This window comes from Pseudodesulfovibrio pelocollis (genome assembly GCF_030282845.1).
Taxonomy (GTDB): Bacteria; Desulfobacterota; Desulfovibrionia; order Desulfovibrionales; family Desulfovibrionaceae; genus Pseudodesulfovibrio; species Pseudodesulfovibrio pelocollis.
The window spans coordinates 25,260-46,150 of sequence record NZ_JASTWE010000023.1 but is presented as its reverse complement, the minus strand read 5'-3'; the positions used below and the strand labels follow the sequence as shown (position 1 = coordinate 46,150).

Sequence of the window (20,891 nt, the reverse complement as noted above, 5' to 3'; positions counted from 1 at the left end):
CCCAAGAGATCAGCCCGTCATGCCGGCGGGGATCAGTCCCTGGCGAGCACGACCCGGTTTCTGCCCTGGCTCTTGGCCCCGGTCAGGGCGGACTGGAGCCGGTGCAGGAAGGTCTCAACGGTGTCGTCGCTGCGGCACTGGGCCACGCCCAGCGAGAGGCGCATGCGGATCTTGCCGCCGAAAAGTTTGTGCCCCACGATCTGGCGGAGCTTTTCGGCCATGATGGCCGCCTTGTCGATGTCGGTGTGCGGGGCGAGGATGATGAACTTGCCCCCGCGCCAGCGGAAGACGTAATCGGTCTTGCGCAGTCTGGCCCCAACGAACCGGGCCAGATTGATCAGCAGCAGGTCGCCGGTCTTGTACCCATGGCTTTCGTTGATGCCCTTGAAGTCGTCGATGTCGAACATGACCGCCGAGAGGGGGGTGGCGTAGCGGCGGACATTGTCCATCTCGCGCTCGGCCACGGACTCGAACTTGTAGCGGTTGTAGACCTTGGTCAGATCGTCATAGACCGAGAGCTGGTCGATCTGCTCGCGCATCTGCTCCATCTCGCGGCTGTCGCGGCCCAGGGCGGCCAGCACCCGGGTGAAGATCAGCAGGGCCTGGGCGGCCAGGACCAGGAATCCGGCCACCATGACGATGTAGACGAGCTTCATCGTCATCTCGGGATCTTCCGGCGGAGCCAGGGCCAGGGTGTAGATGACGCCGAAGTTGGTGCACAGCAGCGCCACCAGCGCGGCCACGCTTAGGACGTAGAAGAGCGTGTAGCGGGCCTTGATTCTGCCTGAGGGCGGTTTGTCCTGTGCCATGGGCTTCCGTGTCCTGTCGTGGGGGCCGGTCAGTCGAGCTTGCCCTCAAAGGTGTAGTAGAGGGCACCGCTTCCGGCCGAGTCGTCGTAGGTCAGCTCCACCGAGAAGTCGGGCCACATCCAGCCGTAGCGGGAGCCGACGCCCCGGCCCTGCCCATACTGGCCGAGCAGGCGTTCCTTGATCAGAAAATGGTTGGCCCGGCCCTTGAACGCCACGCCCACGCGGTAGAGCCGGTCCTTGCGGAAATAATAGGCCACGGACACGATCTCGGCCTCGCCGAAGGTGAGCCGCTCTTCGTCGCGGTGGTAGGTGTTGCGGTAGTTGGGTCCGGGCACGCGTTCCAGGTCGGGGATGTCGGCCAGGGGGGTGCCCCAGGCCAGCCCGCGAAAGGTGTCCGGTCGGGGGGCTTCGACGAAGTCACCAGCCAGGGCGGGGGCGGTGAGGCAGAGCAGGAGCAGGGCCGTGGCCAGTGTGCGGATGGGAAGCATTGCGGGGTATCGCCTCGTGTCTTGCGGCCCGGGGCCGATTGCTGTTCATAACCATCCGCATTGTACGGGATTTCGCGTCGAAATCAAGGTCCGATCATTCGGGTGGGCGTGAACGCATTGTCAGGGCGGCTGGCTGTGTGGTAACAGGCTGGGGCATGAGACGGACACACGGGCATATTTCCGCGACACTGGCCGGGCTGGTTCTTCTGCTGGGGCTTGCGGCCTGCGACCAGGCCCCGCGAGGCAGGGACTTTGATGGCGACAGGGTCAGCGCCCTGGAGGCCGAGGTGGCGGCGCTCAGGGAGGAGATGCGCGCCAGGGACGAAGCCCTGCGCGACGAACTCTCGCTGGTGCGCCGCAGTATCGACGCGGTGCGCGAAGCGCTCATGGCCGGTGCCGCCCCCCTGGACGGAGGAACGGCCCCGGCGTCCCCGGACAGCCCCTCCGGCGACGCGGCGCGCGAGGCGCTGGACGACGAGCTGGACATCAAGGCCAGAACCTTTGTCAAGGAGAGCCTGGACAGGCTGCTTGGCATCACCAAGAAAATTCTGGACCGCATGGACAGAGAACTTGATAAACGCGACGAACCGCCCGCCGGGAACGAAAAGACCCCGGACGGGCAAGGAGATGGAACATGATCGGATTGTGCGCCATGGTGCGCGGATCGTTTCGCGCCACCGCAAGGGCGGGCGCGTGTCTGGCCCTGCTGTGCCTGCTGGCCCTGGCCGCCGGATGCGCCAAGGAGAACGCTGTCAAGCTGACCTACGCCCTGGGGCCTCAGGCCGGTCCCTGCGTGGGCGAGGTGATCGTCTTCAAGTTCGCGGACAAGAGGCCCGTGGACAAGCTGGGCTCGGACAGGAAGGGGGCGGCTCTGGAGCCTCTCTCGGACGTGGCCGACTGGGTGGGATGGGCCTTGTTCGACGAGCTCAAGGCCGCCGGGTGCGATCCCAAGTACCGCACCTCCAGCGTGGCCCCTGGCTCAACGCCCCTGATCACCGGCGAGGTCCTGGCCACCGAGCTGAACCAGACCGGCACCACCACCTGGGCGGGCAAGGTCTCGGTGAGCATCATGCTCCAGCGCGACGGGGCCATCATCCATTCCGAACGGTTCACCAGCGAGGTGGAGAACGTGGTCGTGCCCGGCTACTCCACCCGCTCCGACATCCTGGCCGAGGCCCTGCGCGGGGTCATGGGCGCGGTGGTCCCGTCCGTGTCCGCCCGGCTCGGCGCGACCCGGTAGGGGGACTGGCCGGGTGTTCTGCGACACATCGCTGTGCAAGCGCTGCGGTGCCTGCGCCTCCGAGTGCCCCTATTCCCTGATCGTGGAGGACGGCGAGGGCTTCCCCCGGCTCAGGCCGGCGGCCAGGAAGACCTGCATCGGCTGCGGCCACTGCGTGGCCGTGTGTCCCGTGGCAGCCCTGACCCTGCCCGCCATGCCCGTGAACCGGGGGCTGGCACCGGACCAGTGCCCGCCCGTGGAGCGCGATCTGGGGATCAGCCTTGAGCAGGCGTACCAGTTCCTGCGCGGCCGCCGCTCGGTGCGCACCTATCGCGACAAGCCCATCCCCGAGGGGGTGGTGGCCGACCTGCTCGACGTGGCCCGGTTCGCGCCCAGCGCCAAGAACGGCCAGCCCGCCCGCTGGATCGTCACCCGCACCCGCAAGGCCACGCGACGACTGGCCGGGCTGACTGTGGAATTCATGGCCATCAACAACGTCTTTCCCGGGGTCATCAGGAACTGGGAGCGGGGCGTGGACAAGGTGCTCCACGGGGCGCCCCATGTGGCCGTGGCCCATGCGCCCGAGGACGGGTTCAACCCGGCCGAGGACTGTTCCCTGGCCGCCGCCTACCTGGAGCTGGCCGCCCACGCCCACGGGCTGGGGGCGTGCTGGGCCGGGTTTCTCATGGAGGCGGCCGAGGGCTACGGCCCCATCCGCGAGGCCCTGGGCCTGCCCGAGGGGCACGGCGTCTACGCAGCCCTCATGCTTGGCTATCCCAAGTACCGCTACGCGCGCATTCCCCTGCGCCGCGAAGTGGAACTGCGCTGGCTCGACTGAACCACCCAAGGCCTACCAGATCAAATCACGAAACGCACAAGGCGCGCCCCCTGTTTTCCGGGGGGCGCGCCCTATGCGTGGCCCTTGTGGCCGTGATCGTATGGAGTGGTCGGATGCCGGGTTTGGGGTCAGGCCCGGCGGCGGGTCAGATTTCGAGCAGGGCGGCCTTGATGCTGCGCTTGCCGAACTGTCTGGCCTCGCCCTCGTCCCACATGAAGATGTCGATGCGCTGGGTGAAGCGTTTGTTCATCAGGTCGTTGATCTCGAAGATGCCGAGCCCCTCGATGCGGACCTTGCGGCCGAACACCCAGCCCTGGTCGAAGAGATCGCGGGACACGGCAATGGTGCCTGCGCGGACCTTGCGCATGCTGGCGGCGATGAGCGGGTCGTCGTCGCACTGTTCGACAGTGGGGTTGTAGGCGGTGACGGTGACGGTGCGCACCGGGTTGGCATGCATGGCCCGCTGGATGAGCCGGGCCTCCTCGACCATGTTCTTGCGCGCCACGGCGGTCTGCTCGGACAGGGCGAGCTTGTGGCGCAGCGTGTCGATCTCCTGCTGTTTGGCAAATGCAACTACAGCGAGGATGACCATGGCTGCGCACAGCACGGGCGTTAGCGCGTAGTTGATGAATGTTTTCATTGGCTGTGAAGTCTCCTGTACGTTTTTTTGACTGATGGCATATAATTGTATGATTTGGACTTGTCAACGTTTTCGATTTCCTCTATGAAGACAGGTTTTTCTGTCGCCAACATCTTGATTATCCAGACCAATGCCCGGAGTCCGGCCCGGGGGGCCGAACACGGGTCGTCCCTACCCCACTGAATTCACCGGTTTTTCTCCAATCCGAGAAAAGCAGCATTTTATATGCATATTGCCAATATAGGTTGACGCATCAATATTGCATAAGCTAATCACCATACAGCGTTTCCGAATCTCTGGCGGCGGTGAAAATGACGCAATTCAGGGTGCTTCCCATACGATACGGCGATGCGTATCTGGTGCGCGGATCGCGGGGCGGCTATCTGGTGGATGGTGGCGGGCCCGAGGGCGGTTTGGCGGCCATGCTGGCGGACAGGCGCACGCGCGGACTGCGCGCGGCCGTGTGTAGCCTGCCCACACCCGGCCGTCTGTGCGGGCTGCTGGAGCTTATGGAGGCCGGATACCCTGTGGCTGAATACTGGCTGCCCGAGGGCTTGGAGTCCCTGGCCGGTGCTGCCAGCCGGTTCGATGGCGACTGGGCCGGATGGCGGCGCGAGGTCTTGGGCAGGGAAGGGGCCGGGTGCGGATCGACCGGCCTTGCGGAGCAGGAGTCCGGCTCCAAGTCGGGCGGCCTGTCGCGGGATGCGCGCGGCAGACACTCCCGCCTGCGCGGGGCGGCCATGCTCGTGGCCCTGGCGGCCAGCCTGGAAGAGGATGCGGCGGCGCGGGTGGCCCGTTGGGCCTCTGGCATGGCGGACGAGGCCGGTGTTGTCCGGTTTCTCTGCCGCATCCTGGCCGTGCTGGCCGACCGGATGCAACCCTGGCCCGGCGGCCCCGGTCCCGCGCCTCCTCTGAGCCGCCTGTTCGCTCTGGCCGGGCAGCGGATGCTGGCCGGGCGCGGCCCTGCCGATCTGGCCATGCTCTGCGGCAGGCTGCTGCTGGCCCGGTCCAAAGGATCGAAACACGGCCCGATGCAGCGAAACATGGCCCTGGCGGCCATGGCTGCGGCCCGGCTGGACGGGCTGGGCGCGCGGCTGCGTTTTTTCCAGCCCGTGCCCTGGCTGGAAGATCGGCTGGTGCCCCGCCATCCCGTGAAGTGTCTCAACGGGGTCGAGGTGTCGCCTCTGGCCGATCTGCCGGTCGAGGTCTCCCCGGCCGGGCTGGCCCGGCGGGTGCGGCGGCTGACCGAGCCGGACAACTCCCTGGTTTTTGTCTATGGCGATGCCCGCTGCGGGGCGCTGCTGTGCGGCGGCACGCGGCTGAGGTTTCTGGACAGCTCCGAGTCGGTGCGCCTGGACCGGCCCACGGTGGTGGCCGCGCCTCGGCGCGGCGCGGCAACGGCCGAGCGCGCCTATCCGTTCATCGTCTCGGGTGATCCGTGGCGCGATGTCTGGGTGCGCGGCTACCTGCCGCCCACGCGCAAGGTCGCCCGCTCCTTTGAGGCGCAGCGGACCAAGGTCTGCCTCAACAACTGCCGGACCCTGGCCATGCAGGAGGTCCTGCTCGTCTTCGAGGGCGGCCGCTGGAATCGCGAGGCCGGAGACGACTGCCTTCATGGCTTGCGCACGGGCTGGAACAAGGGCTGACAATGGCTGATTGTCCGGCCTCGGCTATGGTTTTTTGCACGGGATGGTGCTAGTTCAGGACGGGCGGCGCACAGGCCGCGAAATCATCATGAAGATACTGCACGTCATCACCGGCCTCGATGTGGGGGGCGCCGAAACCACGCTCCACCGGCTGGCGACCACCATGGACGCGGCCCGCTTCCCCTGCCGCGTGGTCAGTCTGGTCGCGCCGGGCGAGATGGGGCGGCGTCTGGAGCGCGATGGCGTGGGCGTGGACTCCCTGCACATGCGGCGCGGCGTGCCGTCCCCGGTCGGGCTGGCCCGGCTGGCGGGCATGCTCCGCTCCTACCGGCCCGATCTGGTCCAGACCTGGCTCTACCACGCCGATCTTCTCGGGTTGGTGGCCCGCGCCCTGGCCTTTCCCATGGGTGGCCGACCCCGGCTGGTCTGGAACATCCGCTGCGCCTTCATGGACCTCGTCCGCTATCGGCGGACCACGGCCCTGACGCTGCGCACCTGCGCCGCCCTTTCACGCTTCCCGGACGCGGTGGTGACCAACTCGGCTGCCGCGCGGGACTTTCACCTCGGCCTGGGCTACGCGCCCCGGCGCTTCGAGATCATTCCCAACGGGTTCGACGCCGACCGCTTCCGGCCCGATGCCGATGCCCGGCTGGCGGTGCGCGCCGAACTCGGCCTGGGCGAGGACGACCTCGTCATCGGCCACGCGGCCCGGTTCGACCCCATGAAGGACCACCGCACTCTGCTGCTGGCGGCGGGCATGGCGGCCCGGGAACTGCCCGGGGCGGTCCTGGTTCTGGCCGGGCACGGCGTGGACCGCGACAACGAGCGGCTGGCCGCGTGGCTGGCCGAGGCCGGGCTTGATCCCGGCCGCATCCGGCTCCTGGGCGAGCGGCCCGACATGGAGCGGGTGATGGCGGCCATGGACCTGCACGTTTCGTCCTCCCTCGGCGAGAGCCTGCCCAACGTGGTGGGCGAGGCCATGGCCTGCGGCGTGCCGAGCGTGGTCACGGATGTGGGCGACAGCGCCGCCCTGGTAGGCGACACCGGCGCGGTGGTGGGTCCGGGCGATGCCTTGGCCCTGGCCCGGGCCATGGTCCGCATGGCCGGGCTGGGCCGGATCGGGCGCGGGGCGCTGGGCCTTGCGGCCAGGGAACGCGTGGTGGCCGGGTTTTCTCCGGCCGGGGCTGCCCGCCGCTACGAGGCCTTGTACGCGTCCCTGTGTCCTGAATCGGAAAAATCATTCCATTGACCGGCCGACAATGGTACGTGGAATGTGAACACGTGTTTGACAGACGCAAGCCAGGGCCGACGCAGGCCCGGAGTCCGGACCATGAGTGAACCCCTGTTTGACGAACAACGATTTGTGCAAAGCCTCGCCGGAGACATGGAGCTGGCCGCCGAACTGATCAACGCCTTTCTCGAGGACAGCCCGGAGCGGTCCGAGTCTCTGGGCTCGGCCCTGGATCAGGGCGACGCGGATCAGGCGGCCAAGCTGGCCCATTCCCTCAAAGGCATGTGCGGCGTTGTCCGCTCCACCGAGAACGCCCAGCTGGCCCTGGCCATGGAGGAGGCGGTCAAGACCGGAGACATGGACAAGACCCGGCGGATTTACGCCGAGTTCACCGGCAGGCTCGACGCCGCGCGTCTGGCCATGCGCGAGTTTCTGGCCCGCAGCTGACCTGTCGGACCGCGTTCGTTCCAACACCTGAACAGAATGAAAAAGGCCTGCCCGCGTGTGCGGACAGGCCTTTTCTTGTCGATGGGAGGAGGGTTACTGGTTCTCGGCCGGGGCCTCTTCCATGGCCGGGCGGGCCGGAGGCGTCAGGTCCAGGGTGATGGCGTCCATGGCGGCCGAGATGTCGGCGGTGATGTCCACGGCGTTGTCCAGGGCGATGACCGACTGGCGGCTGAGGATCACGCTCAGCCCTTTTTCCTTGCGATAGTTTTCGAGCACTTCGTTGAACTTGGCGTCGATGAGGGCGACCACGCGCTGCTGCTCCTCGTTCATGACGCTCTGCAGCTCGCCCATGGCGGCCTTGTAGGCGGTCACGTTTTCCTCGCTCTGGTCCTCCTGCATGGCCTTGTAGGCTGCCTCGGCCTTGTGTTGCAGGGGGGTGCCCAGCTCCTGGAGGTAGGTCATGGCCGCGGTGGCCGCCGAGTTGTTCTGGAAGGCGGCGGCTTCGTCCACCACGCCGATGGAGGGTCCGGCCTGCTGCTGGTTGCATCCAAAGAGGCCGAGGCCGAGCAGGGCGATGCCGAGCAGGACGATGAGGCGTTTCATATCATTGGCTCCGTGTGTTGACTGGTTGGGTTCACTCTCGCTTGCCGAGGCAGTCACCCTACGCAGGCCCGGGCGTCATGGCAAGGGGCGAATGCAAAGGGGTGGCGGCTCCTTGCGAGCCGCCACCCCGGTGAAGGCGGTTTCAGGCCGGGCTGCGTCAGAAGCGCTCGAACTCGTCGTCGCCGTGGCCTGCTCCCTTGGCGGACGAGGCGGGCAGGGCGGCCGGGGCCGTGCGGCTCACCTTCGGTCCCTTGGCGGGCCGCTTGGGCGCATGCCCGCCGTGCTCCCCGCCGAGGCGGAAGAACCCGATGGTCTGCTGCAACTGCACGGACTGACCGGCCAGCTCCTCGGAGGTGGAGGCCACTTCCTCGGAGGTTGCCGCGTTGCGCTGGACCACGGTATCGAGGTCCTGGATGGCGTTGTTGATCTCCTCGGCCCCCACCCGCTGCTCGCCAGTGGCGGCGGAGATTTCATGGATCAGCTCGGCGGTCTTGCGGATGTCGGGAACCAGCTGCTCAAGCATCTTGCCCGCCCGGTTGGCCACCGCGTTGCTCGACGCCGAGAGCTGGCCGATTTCGGCTGCGGCCGCGCCGCTGCGCTCGGCCAGCTTGCGCACCTCGGCCGCCACCACGGCAAATCCCTTGCCGTGCTCTCCGGCCCGGGCCGCCTCGATGGCCGCGTTCAGCGCCAGCAGATTGGTCTGGCGCGCGATCTCCTCGATGATGGTGATCTTGTCTGCGATCTCGGTCATGGCATGCACGGCCTCGGCCACGGCCTCGCCGCCCTGCTGGGCGTCCTGGGCCGCCTTGCTCGCCAGGGACTCGGTCTCGCGGGCGTTCTCGGCGTTCTGGCTGATGCTGGAGGCGATCTCCTCCACGGCCGAAGAGAGCTTGTCCACGGCATCGGCCTGATTGTTGGCACCGATGGACATGTCCTGGGCCGTGGCGCTCAACTCCTCGCCACCTGCCGAGACCTGCTCGGCCGCCGCGTGCACGTCGCCCACGATGCGTTGCAGCTGCCCGGCCATGCGCTCGAAGGAGTCCTTGAGCATGAGCATCTCGCCGCTGTAGCTGGTGTCGAAGTGGACATCGAGGTCGCCGCCGCTGATGGCCTCGGCCTGGGCCGCGATGGAGGCCAACGGCCGGGTGATCAGCCTGCGCGAGACAAGGAAGATGACAAGGATGGCCAGGGCCAGCCCGAACACTCCGAGAAGCAGCAGCCGCATCTGCAGCTGGCTCGCTTCGGCCATGAGGTCGTCCTGGTCGGCCGCCAGGGCCACGATCCAGCCTGTCTCGGGCACCTGGCTGAAGGCCATGTACTTGGTCAATCCCTGCCATTGGTATTCCAGGAAGCCGGTTTTGCGGGCCATCATGGCCCGGATGAAGTCGTGCTGGCTCAGATCCTCGAAGATGAGGTCCTTGTTGGGATGGGCCAGTATGCGCCCGTCAGGGTCGAGAATGAAGGCATAGCCCTCGGAGCCGACCTTGATCGGGTCGATGTAGGCGGCGGTGAAGGCCGAGGCCATGATGGACATGCCCACGTAGCCCACGGTCCGTCCCTGATCCCGGATGGCAACGGCGATGGCCACGCGCGGCTGCTTGCTCACCGGCGAGAGCATGATGTTGGAGATGTAGTTGGCCTTGCCTTCCCTGACGATGGTCGTGAAGTAGGCCTGGGTCACATAGGATTGGCCGCGCCCGCCCGGGTTGGTGGTGACCACGGAGATGCCCTGGGCGTCGTGGACAAAGAGGGATTCCAGGGCCGGGTCCGCCTCCTTGGCCTTGATCAGCCAGTCCGTGGCTGCCTCAAAATCGCCGCCCAGCGCGGCTTCGATGACGAACTGGTTCTGCGCGGCGAGATTGAGATAGCGCAGCTTGTCGCCGAGCCAGCCGCTCAGGGTCGAGGACACGGTTCTGCTGTTTTGTGACAGGATCTTGTCCGAAACGGACAAGGTTAGGTTTTTGGTGCTCAGGCTCACGTCGGTGACGATGGCACCGAGCAGCACGACGATGACGATAGAGATGACCAGGATCAGCCTTTGGCCGACCCCGAGATTTTGAACAATGCGCATGGTTCCTCCCCATTTTGCGGTCAATGACTTAACTTTGCCCATATTTCGAGTGGCAAAGCAATTATAATAACATGCTGCGGGGAGGGCGGATCATTTTTCCCGTGGCATGCTCCTTGCTCAACCCCCGGCGGAGAAGCAATGGGGAAGATGTTGCCGGGGCCGGGTCCCCCGGGGCGCTCCCCGCCGGGCCCGATGCGGGCCGGATTGGAGGAATGCATGGGTTTCAGCAGCTTGTTTGTGGGCGCCACGGGCATCATCGCGCACGGCAACCGGATGCAGGTGGTGGGCAACAACCTCGCCAACGTCAGCACCATCGGTTTTCGGCGCTCCGACGCCCTGTTCTGCGACGTCATGAGCCGGCAGTTCGCCGCGGGCGGCGGGCAGTATGATTCGGGCAGCAGTTACTCCAGCCAGATCGGCATGGGCGTGGCCATGTCCGCGGTGCGCAACATATTTACCCAGGGCGGCCTGGAGTTGACCTCCACCACCACGGACCTCGCCATCTCCGGCAACGGATTCTTCGGTGTGCGCGACCCGGGTTCGACATCGGCCTCAGGCGCTACCCACTACACCCGGGCCGGGGCGTTCCGCTTCAATCTCGACGCCTATCTGGTGGACCCTCACGGCTTCAGGCTCCAGGGCTATGTCGTGGATCGCGACACCGGGGTTGTGGCGGCCCAGGTCTCGGACGTGCAATTGCCCTACGAGGATGTGATCATCGACGGCCAGCCGACACGGGTGGTCCGCTCCCAACCCCGGGCGACCACCTCGGTGGAGATGGTCACCAACCTCGACGCCCTGTCCGGTGACAAGCATTCCAGCCAGACCAATCCCTTTTTCGCCATGCTGGCTGCCTACGACGGCAGCCGCGCCGACGGCAAACCCTTCGGGGACAACGCGCCCGCCTATTCTTCCGGCCTGACCGTGTACGATTCCGAGGGCAACGAACGCAATCTGACCGTCTATTTCGACCCTGTGGACGCATCGACCCTGTCCAACGCGGTTCCGGGCTACATGTACTGGGAATATCTGGTCACGCTGCCCGGCTCGGCAGACGGAACCAGTGCCTTCAACACATCGTCGGCCGGGCTGGCCGGAATGGGGGTGCTGGTGTTCACCGATCGGGGGGATCTGGTGCAGCAGACGGCCTATTCCCTGGACCACGGGGCCAGGGCCGACGGCAAGAACCTGAGCAACTGGGCCCCGGCCTCGTTCAGTGCCGAGGGGCAGCCGCAGTTTTCCTTCACTTACGGCAGCAACGGGGGAGCCATCGGCGACATGGTGACCATGAGCTACGACTTCGGTCTGACATCCAGGTCGTCGTCCTGGCAGCCGGGCGGGGCCACGGCGGCCGATGTGGGGCTCAATGCGAACAACCTGCCGACCATGGACGATCCCAAGCGCGACGCCCGGATCACCACCAGCTACGACCAGAGTTCCTTCACCCTTTTCCAGATTCAGGACGGCTACACCTGGGGCTATCTGCTCAACACCAGCGTGGACCAGGACGGATTCCTCAGCGGGTACTTCTCCAACGGCCAGACCGAGAATTTCTACCAGATCGCCAACTACCGCTTCAACAGCGAGTGGGGGCTGCGCCGCGTGGGCAACAACAACTTCGTGTCCACCGATGCCTCGGGCGAGGCCATCGTGGGCAAGGCGGGCCAGGGCGGCCGGGGCTCCTTTGCGCAGAACTCCCTTGAGACGAGTAATGTGGACATGGCCCAGGAGTTCGCCGACATGATCATCACCCAGCGCGGGTATCAGGCCAACACCAAGGTCATCACCACCACGGACTCCTTGCTCAACACACTCATCAGCATCAAGCGATGACAATCGGTCAAGCGCATTCGCGGGCCGCCGCCGGACAGGTTCCGGCGGCGGCCTTTGCCGTGTGTCGCCGGATTTGGTTTCATGCCCCAAGGCCGGGTTCCTTGAATTTCGCTCCCGGACGGGATAGGGACAGGGCAAGCAAGGAGACAGCCGTGAGCCCCAATGACCAGGACCCCGCCCGCCGACCCACCGCCCCGGACTCTGTTTCGGACCCTGCCGCGCCTCTGGCCGCAGACCCGGCTTCCATTGTGGCCGCGGCCAGAGAACTGGCCAGCGAGGCCCCGGGCGGGGCCGAGGCCCTGTTCATGGCCGTCATGCTCGCCCCGGAGCCGTTGCCCTTTGATTTCGCCCTGTCCGTGGAGGGCGCGCCCCACAATCCGTCCCTGATCAATCCGGCGGCGGCCTTTTTTGCGGCAACGGCCACCCTTGAGCCCCTGGTGGCCCGGGGGCTGGTGGTCACCGACCCGGACGCGCGCACCTATCAGGTGGTGCCCGGGGTGCGGGCCGTGCTGCGCGATTCACTGGACCCGGCCGAGGCGATCGAATGGGCCGGGCGCGCCGTGTATGGCCTCAATCTGGTGCTGCCAGACGCCGATCCCGGGAGCTGGCCCGTGGTGGAGTGGCTCATGCCGCACACCCTCGCCTGCCGCGAGTTGGTGGCCCAAAGGGGCTTGCGAACCCCGGCGGCCAACCGGGTGCTCCATCAGGCCGGGTTCTCGCTGCACGCACAAGGCCGCCACCGCGAGGCCGCAGAACTGCTGGATCTCGCCCTGATTGTGGACACGGAGATCAAGGGGCCGGGGCATCCTGACATCGCCGCCGACCTCGAAGGACTGGGCACTGTGCTCTGGGCAGCCGGAGACCTGGAACGGGCCGAGGCCGTCTTTGACCGCTGCCTTGCCCTGCAACGGCAGATTTTCACCGAGGACAACTCGGTCACCGCGCCCATCCTCAACGCGCTGGCCGTGGTCCGGCAGGCCCTTGGCCGGTTCGATCAGGCCGAGGCGGATTTCCTCGAATGCCTGCGCGTGCTGATCAAGGTCCACGGCGAGGGGCATCCTGCCGTGGCCTCCTGCCTGGGCAACCTGGCGCTGTTCCACGAGGCGGCGGGCAACCCGGCCAAGGCCCTGCCCCTGGCCGAGCGCGCCCTGGAGATCAACCGGGCCGTCCTAGGCGAGACCCACCCGGAGGTGGCCGCAGACCTGACCACCGTGGGCCTGCTCTGTGACGCTCTGGGCGACGCGGCCAGGGCCGAGACGTGTTTTCGCGAGAGTCTGGCCGTGCGTCAGCACGCCTTTGGGAGCGACCATCCCGAGACGGCTCAGGCCCTGTGCAACCTGGCCCTGTTCCTTGATGGCTCGGGTCGGTTCGACGAGGCTGCGGCCCGTTACGAGCAGGGGCTTGCCGCGTATGAGGCGGCACTGGGTCCGGGCCATCCGCTGATGGAACCCGCCCTGGACCACTATCTGGCCCTGCTGGAGCGCACCGGCTCCCGGCCCCGCACCGACCGGATGCGCGCCCTGGCCGAGGCCGCCCTGCGCCGCGTGGTCGAGGGGGCCGGAGGGCGCGCCGGGTAACGGGCCAAGGCGGCCCGGGAAGGGATCAACCCCCGCTTTTTTCCTGGCAATACGCGAACAGGCCGTCCCGATTCGGGACGGCCTGTTCGCATGTCGGGGCTTGGCGTTTCAGGAGGCGGCGGGCAGGGTGAAGACAAAGGTCGAGCCCTTGCCCACCTCGGATTCGACCCAGATGCGGCCGCCGTAATGCTCGACGATCTCGCGGCAAATGGTCAGGCCAAGGCCGGTGCCCTTGGGCTTGTCGCCCACTGCGGCGGCCTTGCTCTGGTGGAATTTTTCGAAGATGCGGGACTGATCGTCGAGCTGGATGCCCGGGCCTGTGTCGGCCACCTCGACCCGCACTTGCCCGAAGCGGGGGAAGGCGCGCACCGTGACGCTGCCGTCGTCCGTGAACTTGGCCGCGTTGTTGAGCAGATTGATGAGCACCTGCTGCATGCGGTCCGGGTCGGCGATGACCACGGGCAGGGTCGGGTCGATCTCGGCCATCAGCCGGACCCGCGTGTTCTGGGCAAAGAGGCCGGTGACGGACTGCACGGCCGTTTCCACCACATCGCCCATGTTCAGCCGCTCGTCGCGCCAGCCCATGCTGCCGGACTCGATCTTGTTGAGGTCGAGCACGTCGTTGATTAGCCGGGTCAGCCGCTCGCCCTCGTGGCTGATGATCAGCAGGTTGTTCTGGATGCGCTGGCCGCGCTTGAGCAGGGCCGGGTCGTTGGTCAGGGGCAGGTAGTTGCGGGTGAATTCCTTGTGCAGCAGCTTGGCGAAGCCGAGGATGGAGGTGAGCGGGGTGCGCAGTTCGTGGGAGACGGAGGAGAGGAAGGCGGACTTCATCTCGTCCAGCTCGCGCAGCCGCTGGTTGGCCTCTTCAAGCTCGCGGGCCTTGTTGACCAGATCCTCGGTGCGCTCGCGCACCAGCTGCTCCAGGTGGCGGTTGAGGTCGGCCAGATCCTGTTCGGCCTTCTTGCGGTCGGTGATGTCTTCGAGGATGCCCTCGATGAACACGATCTCGCCGCTGTCGGCATAGATGGCCCGGGCGTTGAGGGAGCCCCAGATGGTCTTGCCGTCGCGGCGGTAGTATTCGGCCTCGAACCGCTTGATCTCGCCTCGCTCGCGCACCTGCTTGTAGAAATCCTGCATCCGGTCCGGGTTGACCATGGTCCGCGAGCCCAGGGAGCGGACATTGGAGAGGAACTCGTCCAGGGACTCGTAGCCGAAGATGCGGGCCATGGCCGGGTTGGCCCGGCGCAACACGCCATCGGGCGTGGCCTGGAAGATGCCCTCGATGGCGTTCTCGAAGATGCCCCGGTATTTTTCCTCGGCCTCCTGGAGCGTCTTGTTCATGGCCTGGAGCTTCTTCTCCCGCGCCTCGATCTCGGCGGACATGCGCCGGAACCGGGTGGCGATCTCGATCAGTTCGGTGTGGCGCACCTCGCCGAATTCGTAGGAGAAGTCGCCCTTGGCCACCCGGGCGATGCCCTGCTGGAGCACCTTAAGCGGCTTGTTGAGAAAGATGCGCAGCAAAAGGCCGGTGATGGCCAGGATGACCGAGATGGCCACCACGATGATCAGGCTGGAGACGAGCATCTGCTCGTCGAGCTGCTGCTTTTCACGGCTCAGGGTGAAGTCTATCTCGGCCCGGCCGATGGTACGCCCTTCGAAGACGATGGAGCGGACCTTGCTGAAGTCCGGCGGAACGCCCGAGAATTTTTCGTGGGCAAAGACCACCTCGTTGCGCGAGCCGTAGATGCGGATGGCCTGGACCATTTCGTCGTGGGTGTAGACCGAGCCGATGAGGCGGGCGTTGTCGTAGTCCAGGTTCCAGATGGGCACGGCCAGAATCTCGGCCACGCTGGTGATGGTGTCCTCGCCCTTTTCCCCGGCCTTGCGCCACATGTCCTCGGACTGCTGCCAGTATGCGTAGCCAGCCATGGCCGTGGCCACCAGCAGGACGATGCAGACCAGACTGGCCGTGAGATCGCGCGAGATGGACCTGCTGGACAGGAGCGGGCGCTTGGTCGTGGACGTGTCGTGGCTCATGAACGCTTCCGGCTAACGGGCTGGATCGGGGATTCTTGACGCCTCATTCCAGCTCTTTTTCCTACACAACTCGCGGTGCCGTGTCATCATCATTGTACCTTGGCACGGCAGGTTGCGCCGATGGCCCGGCCAATTACAGCCCGTAGCGGGCCGCGATGGCCCGGAAGTCCTCGCGCTCGGTCAGGAGCTGTCTGGCCTCGTCCAGCCGCCGGGCAAGGCCCGGGTCAAGGGTCGGCGAGAGAAGGAGATCGACGCGCACCGGGGAGAGGGGCAGGGGCGCTCCCAATGCCCGGTCCGGAAGATGCAGGGCATCCACCGCGTGGAGCAGGGCCAGGCGTTCTGCGGCCACCGCGTCCACCTGTCCGGCCAGGAGCAGCTTGAGCCCGCGCGACAGGCTGGTCACGGGCAGCAGGGCCACGCCGTGGCGGGTGGAGAGCAGGGGGTCGCCCGGCTCGTCGCGGACCACGGCCACGGTCTTGCCCGCGAGGTCGTGCCGCGAGCGCAGCGGGGTCCCGCTCCGGGCGATGGCCGCATAGTACGATTCAAGCAGGGGGCCTGCGTTGACCACCCCTCTGCCCGGGGGCGGTCCGCCCGGCAGCACGGCCATGTCCGCCTCGCCCTGGGCCAGGGCACGCAGGGCCTCGCGCCGGGAATACAGCGTGGCCGACGCCTCGCCGCCCGCCCCGGCCGCCAGGGCCGCGCCCAGTTCAACGGCCAGCCCGGCCGGTTCGCCATTGTGGACAAATCCGTAGGGGGCCATGTCCGCCACGGCCAGCCGCAGGACGCCGACCTCGTCGGCCCGCGCGGTCCCGCCCGGCAGCGCGAGCACTGCCTGGAACAGCAGCGCCGCGGCCAGCACGACGCCAATGCGCCGCAACGGACCGGGAGCGGAATTGACAATGGACAGGAAAACCAAATTCGGCATGAAGACTCCTCGGGTACAGGGGGTGCGCCACGCACAATACCCGCAATGGCGGGCCATGACAACATTGTCCGTGAATTTCCGGTCGTCTCCGCCCTTGCCTTCGTTTCGGGAGTACACTAGTAACCAACAGTCATGTGGCCCATCGTATCCAAGACGCGCGCCCTCCGGGGCCTGGCAGCCCGGCTGCGGCCCGCCCTCCCGCTTTTCCCTCTGTTCGCCCTCGCCCTGATGCTCCCTGCCAGGGCGGCGGCCCACCCCCACGTCTATGTGGATGTCTCCCTCACTTTTGTCGTGGACGAGGCCGGCCTTTCCGAACTGCGCCAGCACTGGCTCTTTGACGATATGTTCACCCGGGCCATCATGGCCGACCTCGGCCTGGACGAAAACAGGCTGGCCACCCCGGCCGGCCAGCAGGCCATCCGCGAGGGAGCCTTCAACTACCTCGCCAACTACGGCTATTTCACCCTGATCGAATCCGCAGGCCGCCGCATCCGGCCCGCTGTCACCGCCTTCCGGGCCAGCCTGACGGACGGACGGCTGGTCTACGACTTCACCATGTCCCTCGGGCTCGGCTTCGACCAGGTCAGGAACTTCCGGGCAGCGATCTTTGACCCCGAATACTATACCGATATCCTGCTGCTGCGCGACGCCATCACCTTCGAGGTGGGCGGCACGGCCCAGATCAGCCACGCCGTCCACCCTGCAAAGGACCACACCTACTGGTATTACATCGTGCCCGAGGCCGTCCACCTCTCCCTCTCCGGCACCCCGGACAGCGAAATCGAGCCCATCCTCGCCCCACTGGAGGCCTCCGGCCCGCCCGGTCCCCTCAAGTGGATCATGGGCCATGTCCGCGCCATCCAGAAAGAACTCAACATCCGCCTTAACGGCTTTGCCACGGACATCAAGGACGACCCCCTGGGACCGGCCCTGTGGACCTTCCTGGCCCTGTCCTTTCTCTACGGCGTGGTCCACGCCGTGGGGCCGGGGCACGGCAAGACCGTGGTCTGTTCCTACTTTCTGAGCAATCCCGGCTCGTTCCTCTCCGGCGCGATCATGGGCAACGCCATCACCTTTGTCCACATGGCCTCGGCCGCCGTTGCCGTGGGCGCGGCCTACCTGCTCTTCTCCACCGGCATGGGCGGATTCCAGGCCGCCAGCCGCGCTCTGCAACCGGCCAGCTACGCGCTCCTTGCCCTCATGGGCCTCTTCCTCACCGCCAAGGCCCTGCTCGACCTCTCGCGCGGCGGACTCGTGGCCGAAACATCCTGCCACATCGACCATCAGGCCCTGGGAGAAAGCGTCAACACCCGGCGCGTACTCCTGGTCTCATTCGTCACCGGCCTCATCCCCTGCCCCGGAGCCGCCGTCATCCTCGCCTTTTCCATCGGCCTGAACATCTTCTGGGCCGGACTCGCCGCAGTCATCGTCATGGCCGCAGGCATGGGTCTGACCACCACCCTCTTCGCCTGGGCCGCCGTGGCCGCGCGCGGACTCACCCTGCGCATGTCCGGCAAGAACGCCAGACTCTTCAATATCGCCTACGCCACCCTGGCCATCTGCGGAGCCGCCTCCATCGCCATCCTCGGCACCGCCATGTTTGTGGGAAGCATTTGATGGGAGAATTCCGGGGGAAAAACTTTTGGAAAAAGTTATCCCCCCCGGACCCCTCTTTCAAAACTTTGTGGGTCTACGCCGTCTGGAAAGGCTTACGGGCAAGGAAGAGAGGTGATGGGGACAGGACAAGCGCATCGAATTTGCAAGTAGCACCTTGGTTGGATGGAGATTGTCCATGCTGCGATGGTCGAGGTGAGGATTAAGAGGAAGGGAAAGAGCCGTCGCTTTCGCTCCTCCAGTTTTTTTGAATGCCCTCCCGGCGGGGTTACTTTCTTTTGCTGGCCCAAAAGAAAGTAACCAAAGAAAAGGGCCTTACCATCTTGGCCGCCTGCACTCCACGGCCAAGAATCTGATCCAATCGGGGCTGCTCCCGAATCAAGTCGCCGAAGCGGCTCCGTGATTCGAAGAGCCGCAGCCCTCGCTTGGTCAGCTTCTAGGCCTTAGGAGGCTTGAGGGCTGGCGCACTCGGAGGCCGCGAGGACTGTGGTCGCAATGGGCTGGATGGGCCTCCGATCTCGCGAGATTGTCTTCATATCCACGCTGATCACACCATTGTCAGTCTCACTTACGACAGCCCCGCAATGGGCGTGAGCGTCGCAGCGCCAGTTCGTCGGGCCGCGTCTCGGGCGAAACTCGGCGGAGGCGGAGTCATCGACGCCGACAACTGTTTCGCCAGAGGCCCGACGTTACTGGCGCGCGGCGCGGGAGACCCGATCACACGTCTTAAAGAGCGACTTTTGCCTACTTTTGGGCGCTCCGGTCCAAAAGTAGGTCGGCCCGAAGGGACGAAACTCTTCTATCAATGCTGCAAGTGGCCGAAGAGAGAAAGAGCAGAAAAAGAGCTCGGCAAACGCATCAAACCCCCACTCTGCACCTTGAGGTGAAATCGATTGTCCCATCCTGCAATTGCACGATGCGACTGCCCTGGGGAGAGGGACAACCCTTTTCACAAATCCGCAGGACAGCGGATTTGGACGTTGCGGCCTGCCGCAACGCCCCGAAGGGGTGCGGGCCATGGACGGCCCGCATCAAAAGGTTTTCCTCTCCCCTTCCCCCTGGCCGCCGGAGGCATCCTGCTTGGCTATTTGCCGAAGGGGCATTTGGGGAAGGCGCAGGTTTTGCAGTTCATGCAGAAGCCGCCTTCGCCGAGTCTGGCGAACATGCGTCGGGTGATGGTTTGGTTGGCCAGCAGTCTGGGCAGGATGACGTCGAAGGACGTGGTCTTGTAGAACAGGGCGCAGGCGGGCACGCCGATGATCTGGGCCTGGCCGAGTCGGCCGACCAGGGTCATGGTGCCGGGCAGCATGGGCGCGCCGTAGAGGGCGTCGCGCAGTCCGGCGTCGTTGAGGGCGGCGCGGGTGACGTCGTCCGGGTCCACGGACATGCCTGCGGTGGTGACGATGAGGTCGCATCCGGCGGCGAGCATGGCCTTGGCGCTGGTGGTGATGGCGGCCTGGTCATCGGGCACGATGTCGGTGCTGGTAACTTGGCAGCCGAGGTTGATGACCTTGGAGGAGATGATGGGGATGAACTTGTCGTCGATGAGTCCCTGGAAGACTTCGGTACCGGTGACGAGGATGCCGACCTTGGCCCGGCGCAGGGGGAGGATTTGGAGCACGGGTCCGTCGCCCAGGGCGGCCAGGGCGCGGCTGAATTTCTCGCGCGAGATGTAGAGCGGGATGGCGCGGGTTCCGGCCACGCCCTTGCCCTCGGGGATGAGGGCGCCGTCGTGCCGGGTGGCGAGCATGACATCCGGGGAGAGGTTGAAGCGCTCCAGGGCATCGAGGTCGATGGAGAGCATGCCTGCGGCCTGGGCGTGGAAGTTGATTTTGCCTTCGTGCGGGTCGGGATCAAAGGTGATGCCGGGACCGGCCATGCGTTTGGCAAAGGCCTTGACCGCGTCGTTTTCGTGGACCCATTCGTCGCCGGGCAGGTCTTCCTGGACAAAGACGTTGTGCTTGCCGATGCGTTGCAGTCGGCAGACATCGCCCGCCCCCAGGGTATCGCCCGCGCTGGTGACCGGGCCTTTGGACTCGCCGGGCACGATGCCGGTCATGTCGTGCAGGGCCTTTTTGCCCACGGCCTGTTCCACGGGTATGGCGCGGAGCGGCGGGGCATCGTCGCGACAGACGGTGTCTTCCATGTTGTTGGCATAGGGCGCCTCGCCCTGGCAGCCGCGGCAGATGGGGCCGTCGTTGCTGGGGTAGGCCTCGGCGCAGACCGGGCAGACGTCGATGGCTGACATGTGGCCGTGGCCGAGGTATTTGCGGTCGATGGTGATGGGCCGGATGGAGCAGATGGTGTCCCCTGCGGCCTCGATCTCGGCAAAGAGCTTGTCCGTGTCCTGTTCGGCCTTGGGCTTGAGCTTCATGAACCAGCCCTTGATCTCGGGCCAGTCTTCGAGCTTGTCCTGGTCGATGGCCACGCGAAATCCCTGGCCGGTGTACTTGTCGTAGAGGGACACGGCGTAGCGGCCGAGCAGCTTGATCTTCATCCAGTTGTTGCCGATGCTGCACACGGTGAGCAACTGCACCGCGTCGGGCAGGCATTTGCCGGACTCGACCATGGCCTCGAAGAGGGTGCCCTCGGGCAGGCGCGCCTTGGCCGCCTCGACCATGTAGCCGCCGATGAGCAGGCCCGGGGCCGGGTAGCCGTGAAATTCCTTTGCTTTCTGCTTGAATTCCTCGAAGGTGTATTGGCCTATATTCATCTGATCTCCCCTTTGTGGTGGTCTGTTCCCGGATGCTGGCGGGCTGTCCGGGACAAGGGAGTATGTCACGGGTGCGGCGCGGGCGCAATTGTTTGGCCGCTTGTGGTCTTTTGTCACAAGCTGTGGCCGGGGCACGAAGAGGGCCTCGCTCCTTGGGGAGCGAGGCCCGTGTCTTCAGCCCGGCGAGGTGACGTTATGTG

At 66.0% G+C, this 20,891-nt stretch carries 17 protein-coding genes; 9 read left to right on the top strand and 8 right to left on the bottom strand.

The window, feature by feature from the left end; all coding sequences use genetic code 11:
* Positions 1-32 precede the first annotated feature (32 nt).
* Positions 33-809, bottom strand: a complete 777-nt coding sequence (locus tag QQS14_RS09520; protein ID WP_285906751.1) for a GGDEF domain-containing protein — start codon at positions 807-809, stop codon at positions 33-35.
* A 29-nt stretch (positions 810-838) separates the two neighbouring features.
* Positions 839-1,297 (bottom strand): hypothetical protein, encoded by a 459-nt coding sequence (locus QQS14_RS09515; protein WP_285906750.1) that lies wholly within the window; start codon positions 1,295-1,297, stop codon positions 839-841.
* Between the two features lie 155 nt (positions 1,298-1,452).
* Between QQS14_RS09515 and QQS14_RS09510 the strand changes: the two genes are divergently transcribed.
* The 3 genes from QQS14_RS09510 to QQS14_RS09500 are packed head-to-tail and all read left to right on the top strand — an operon-like array spanning position 1,453 to position 3,354.
* Entirely contained in the window at positions 1,453-1,935 is a 483-nt protein-coding gene (locus QQS14_RS09510) for a hypothetical protein (protein WP_285906749.1), read from the top strand.
* Positions 1,932-2,537, top strand: coding sequence for a hypothetical protein (locus QQS14_RS09505; protein ID WP_285906748.1), 606 nt, complete (start codon positions 1,932-1,934; stop codon positions 2,535-2,537). Before QQS14_RS09510 ends, QQS14_RS09505 begins: the two co-directional genes overlap by 4 nt.
* Before the next feature lie 13 nt (positions 2,538-2,550).
* Positions 2,551-3,354, top strand: a complete 804-nt coding sequence (locus QQS14_RS09500; RefSeq protein ID WP_285906747.1) for a nitroreductase family protein — start codon at positions 2,551-2,553, stop codon at positions 3,352-3,354.
* A 145-nt stretch (positions 3,355-3,499) separates the two neighbouring features.
* Here QQS14_RS09500 and QQS14_RS09495 read toward each other — a convergent pair whose 3' ends face one another.
* Entirely contained in the window at positions 3,500-3,994 is a 495-nt protein-coding gene (locus QQS14_RS09495) for a 3D domain-containing protein (RefSeq protein WP_285906746.1), read from the bottom strand.
* Positions 3,995-4,305: 311 nt separating this feature from the next.
* Here QQS14_RS09495 and QQS14_RS09490 point away from each other — a divergent pair, with 311 nt between their 5' ends.
* From QQS14_RS09490 to QQS14_RS09480, 3 genes are all read left to right on the top strand, one after another.
* Positions 4,306-5,640, top strand: coding sequence for a hypothetical protein (locus QQS14_RS09490; RefSeq protein WP_285906745.1), 1,335 nt, complete (start codon positions 4,306-4,308; stop codon positions 5,638-5,640).
* 88 nt (positions 5,641-5,728) lie between these two features.
* Positions 5,729-6,889 carry a glycosyltransferase gene (locus tag QQS14_RS09485; protein WP_285906744.1) on the top strand — a complete coding sequence of 387 codons (1,161 nt, stop codon included), beginning with the start codon at positions 5,729-5,731 and terminating at the stop codon, positions 6,887-6,889.
* An 81-nt stretch (positions 6,890-6,970) separates the two neighbouring features.
* Positions 6,971-7,318 carry an Hpt domain-containing protein gene (locus QQS14_RS09480; protein ID WP_285906743.1) on the top strand — a complete coding sequence of 116 codons (348 nt, stop codon included), beginning with the start codon at positions 6,971-6,973 and terminating at the stop codon, positions 7,316-7,318.
* 93 nt (positions 7,319-7,411) lie between these two features.
* Here the strand turns inward: QQS14_RS09480 and QQS14_RS09475 are convergent, their stop codons facing one another.
* Positions 7,412-7,921: an OmpH family outer membrane protein gene (locus QQS14_RS09475; protein WP_285906742.1), complete on the bottom strand. Its 510-nt coding sequence runs from the start codon at positions 7,919-7,921 to the stop codon at positions 7,412-7,414.
* 157 nt (positions 7,922-8,078) lie between these two features.
* Entirely contained in the window at positions 8,079-9,992 is a 1,914-nt protein-coding gene (locus tag QQS14_RS09470; RefSeq protein WP_285906741.1) for a methyl-accepting chemotaxis protein, read from the bottom strand.
* A 216-nt stretch (positions 9,993-10,208) separates the two neighbouring features.
* Here QQS14_RS09470 and QQS14_RS09465 point away from each other — a divergent pair, with 216 nt between their 5' ends.
* Together QQS14_RS09465 and QQS14_RS09460 are read left to right on the top strand one after the other, a co-directional pair.
* Positions 10,209-11,825, top strand: a complete 1,617-nt coding sequence (locus QQS14_RS09465) for a flagellar hook protein FlgE (RefSeq protein ID WP_285906740.1) — start codon at positions 10,209-10,211, stop codon at positions 11,823-11,825.
* Positions 11,826-11,977: 152 nt separating this feature from the next.
* A complete protein-coding gene (locus tag QQS14_RS09460; RefSeq protein ID WP_285906739.1) occupies positions 11,978-13,402 on the top strand; it encodes a tetratricopeptide repeat protein in 1,425 nt (474 codons plus the stop codon).
* A 108-nt stretch (positions 13,403-13,510) separates the two neighbouring features.
* On the opposite strand, the gene QQS14_RS09455 is transcribed toward QQS14_RS09460, so the two are convergent.
* Together QQS14_RS09455 and QQS14_RS09450 are read right to left on the bottom strand one after the other, a co-directional pair.
* Positions 13,511-15,439: a sensor histidine kinase gene (locus QQS14_RS09455; RefSeq protein ID WP_285906738.1), complete on the bottom strand. Its 1,929-nt coding sequence runs from the start codon at positions 15,437-15,439 to the stop codon at positions 13,511-13,513.
* A gap of 133 nt (positions 15,440-15,572) precedes the next feature.
* Positions 15,573-16,364 (bottom strand): substrate-binding periplasmic protein, encoded by a 792-nt coding sequence (locus tag QQS14_RS09450; RefSeq protein WP_285906737.1) that lies wholly within the window; start codon positions 16,362-16,364, stop codon positions 15,573-15,575.
* A gap of 132 nt (positions 16,365-16,496) precedes the next feature.
* Between QQS14_RS09450 and QQS14_RS09445 the strand changes: the two genes are divergently transcribed.
* On the top strand, positions 16,497-17,981 hold the full coding sequence (locus QQS14_RS09445; protein WP_285906736.1) for a HoxN/HupN/NixA family nickel/cobalt transporter: 1,485 nt from the start codon (positions 16,497-16,499) through the stop codon (positions 17,979-17,981).
* 1,081 nt (positions 17,982-19,062) lie between these two features.
* Here QQS14_RS09445 and QQS14_RS09440 read toward each other — a convergent pair.
* Entirely contained in the window at positions 19,063-20,691 is a 1,629-nt protein-coding gene (locus QQS14_RS09440; protein WP_285906735.1) for an FmdE family protein, read from the bottom strand.
* Positions 20,692-20,891 lie beyond the last annotated feature (200 nt).